Genomic DNA, 3,019 nt, shown 5'->3' on the forward strand with positions numbered 1-3,019 from the left:
GGGATTGCCAACGCGTGGCGGCTTTAGTACAAAATTGAAGTTCAGTGTTTACGGTGTGTTTTTTGAGTTCGGCGGTGCGTCGTCAACCCCTTAGCCGGGCGTTAGGCTCCATAATAAATTAGAGGACAATATGAAAAAAGTACTATTGATTACAGCTATTGCTCTGTCAGGTTTACTAGTAGCTCCGGTGCATGCAGATACGGGACGCTTTACAACGTGTTTGTTAGATTCACTTAATGGTAAGGAAAGAAAGAACTTAGCTAAATGGATATACTTCTCTATAGCTGCGCACCCTGAGTTAAACGAGTTTTCGAATATTTCAAAAAGTGATAGGACTTCAATCGATAAATATACTGGACAATTAGTTACCAGACTTCTTGTTGAAGATTGCGCGCAAGAATTAGTCGCAGCTCAGAAAGCAGATCCACTAGCTATCGAGAAAGCATTCGAAATGGTCGGTCAAGTTGCTATGCAGGAGCTAATGAACAGCGAAGATGTCACAAACGCAATTACAAACTACCTCCAATATACTGATCAAGACAAGCTAAACCAACTGTTCACCGAATAGTAGCCTAACAATAAATTTAAGCAGATTCGCAACGCTTGGCACTTTCGGTTTGAATCAGTTTTAGTGTTTACGGCACAATGGGTTAGGTGAGTGGTAGCGTTGCTCACTACTTAATTTGGCGTTAGGCGTATTGATAAAATAGGTTAGGTAAATCAATGAATAATAAAAATGAGCTCGTTGTTTATACAGATGACGGTTACGATGCTGAACTTATACTAATGGATGGTAAGCCTTGGGCTAGCTTTCCAACATTAGCTGAAATGTTTTCTACCTCTATAGAAGACTTAACTCCTGTGCTTAAAGAAATTTTTAACTCCGGAGAACTTAGTCGTATCGACCATGCACAAAAACTTTCTCTTACGCCAAATGGCATCGAAGAGTGGTTTTTCAGTGTAGACGCGATCATATCGGTTGGGTATCGATTAAATACTCAAAAAGCGACTCAATTCCGAGTGTGGTCAACGAATATCATCACAAGGTATATGAGTGATGGTTATTTAATTAACGACGACATTCTTAAGTCAGACCCTAAAAAGCTAAGTGAACTTGCTGCTAAGATCCGAGAACTGAGAGCAAACGAAAAGAACGTTTATGCTTCTGTTCGTGAGTGCTTCAAAATTGCGGCAACCGACTATGAACCAAGTTCTGCAGAAGTTCGTCGTTTTTATTCGTTATTGCAAGACAAATTCCATCATGCAATTACTAGTATGACTTCATCACAATTGATTCTGGACCGAGCAGATCATACAGACGTGAATATGGGCATGCAGTCTATTAATGGCGCTGTCCCTACTAAAAACGAAGTGACTGTCGGGAAGAACTACCTCAAAGAGTCTGAAATTTATCGCATGCACTTACTGTCAGAGCAATTCTTGCTGTTTGCCGAGTCAACGTCTTTGGCAGGTAAAGATATGACAATGAATATGTTACATTCTCAGTTGGATAAGTTACTTGAAATTAATGGGTATGAAGTGTTTGAGGGGTACTCTGACTACATCAAAGAGCATGCCGTTGAGCATGCTCAACAAGAGTATGAAAAGTTCTTGGAAATTAAGAAACTTGAACATTTAGGTATCGATGTTGATCTAGAGCTTTTCTACTTGGGTGAATACGACGAGATCAAAGAAGAAACAGCAAAAATCACTACAAGAGCGTTACATAAAGCTCTGTCAATCCAAGACGCCTAACAATCTGTTTAAGAGTGATTCGCAACGCTTGGCATTTTTGCTATGCGTTGCGTCTAGTGTTTAAGGTGGTATGCGGTAGCTTCGGTATTGCGTTGTTCACACCTTAACAGGGCGTTATGTGAATGGAGAAAATAATGTCTTCAGTTCCTGAATCAAAAGATGAGTTGCTCACAGCGATAAATTCTATATTCCCGAAACTTATGGACGACTATCGGAGCGTTCCAGCATCAATGGCACGTCAGTGTGAAATTGAGGGTAACGTAAAAGGAACACAAATTAGCGTTTGTGACACTGTCGCTTATCTTGTAGGTTGGGGAAACTTGGTTTTGAAATGGCACAGTTTTAAGTCTCAAGGTTTGCCAGTCGATTTTCCTTATACAGGTTATAAATGGAATCAGCTTGGATTGTTGGCAGTCAGTTTTCACGATCAGTACCGTGATTGGCAATACGAGGACTTACTCAAGGAGTTAGACTCAACAATAAACAAGCTTATCTTGTTAGTCACAAGTTTAAGCAATGAAGAATTGTATGAAACGATGTGGTATGAAAAATGGACATTTGGCCGAATGATCCAGTTCAACACGTCATCACCAATGAAGAATATGCGAGCCAAAGTTAGGCGATTTAACAAAAACAACAAGCTTCGATAGGCAATTCACATAACAAACGCCTCAAGAGGGACTGTCAACGCGTGGCGTTTCCAGTCCCATTGAGCCGCAGTGGTTATGGTTGTTGTGTTTGAGTTTAGTGATAATGCGTTGTCAGCCCCTTAGGCGGGCGTTATGTGTTTCTCGATTCATGGTCCACTCAAATTATGTAGTATGGAAAGATAATGTATAGAAGTATATTTACAGCTTTCGTCTTTGTTAGTTTCTTTTGCCATGGTGCATCAGATATTAACAGTCTTTATGTTTATGACGAACCGTTGGAGATGCCACCCTATTCAGATCAATGGTTTATTTATGGTGATTTAACAGATCTGAAGAACTTACATATAAGAAGAGACGGTAAATCTGGTGATTTATCAGCTCCAGCCAGTATTGATTGTAAAACTAGAAAATTTACAGTGACGGGGAATGGACTTCTTTATACTTCCGATCCGATTTCATCATCAGAAGTTAGTCAACAAATCAGTGATAATGTCATTGAGGCAGTATTACAAAAAATTTGTGGTGCAAAAAGCACATAACAAACGGCTCAAGAGGGATTGCCAACGCTTGGCGACTTTAGTGCAAAATTGAAGTTCAGTGTTTACAGTGTGTTT

Annotated in this window: 4 protein-coding genes; all 4 read left to right on the forward strand. The window is 39.9% G+C overall.

From position 1 onward, the window contains the following. Positions 1 to 130: 130 nt before the first annotated feature. Positions 131 to 568, forward strand: a complete 438-nt coding sequence (locus tag AACR75_RS05325) for a hypothetical protein (RefSeq protein WP_047691700.1) — start codon at positions 131 to 133, stop codon at positions 566 to 568. A gap of 155 nt (positions 569 to 723) precedes the next feature. Continuing rightward, complete coding sequence (gene rhuM / locus AACR75_RS05330; protein ID WP_047691703.1) at positions 724 to 1,755, forward strand: RhuM family protein; 1,032 nt, start codon at positions 724 to 726, stop codon at positions 1,753 to 1,755. Between the two features lie 134 nt (positions 1,756 to 1,889). Then, entirely contained in the window at positions 1,890 to 2,405 is a 516-nt protein-coding gene (locus AACR75_RS05335) for a ClbS/DfsB family four-helix bundle protein (RefSeq protein WP_047691706.1), read from the forward strand. Positions 2,406 to 2,587: 182 nt separating this feature from the next. Beyond that, on the forward strand, positions 2,588 to 2,944 hold the full coding sequence (locus AACR75_RS05340; RefSeq protein ID WP_047691709.1) for a hypothetical protein: 357 nt from the start codon (positions 2,588 to 2,590) through the stop codon (positions 2,942 to 2,944). The last annotated feature ends 75 nt before the right edge of the window (positions 2,945 to 3,019 follow it).

Source organism: Vibrio sp. ZOR0018, from assembly GCF_963865925.1.
In the GTDB taxonomy this organism is placed as follows: domain Bacteria; phylum Pseudomonadota; class Gammaproteobacteria; order Enterobacterales; family Vibrionaceae; genus Vibrio; species Vibrio anguillarum.

What these genes read in the sequence shown, in the direction of transcription:
- AACR75_RS05325 (WP_047691700.1), top strand. Translation starts at nt 131, where the DNA reads ATGAAAAAAGTACTATTGATTACAGCTATTGCTCTGTCAGGTTTACTA.
- rhuM (WP_047691703.1), top strand. Translation starts at nt 724, where the DNA reads ATGAATAATAAAAATGAGCTCGTTGTTTATACAGATGACGGTTACGAT.
- AACR75_RS05340 (WP_047691709.1), top strand. Translation starts at nt 2,588, where the DNA reads ATGTATAGAAGTATATTTACAGCTTTCGTCTTTGTTAGTTTCTTTTGC.
- AACR75_RS05335 (WP_047691706.1), top strand. Translation starts at nt 1,890, where the DNA reads ATGTCTTCAGTTCCTGAATCAAAAGATGAGTTGCTCACAGCGATAAAT.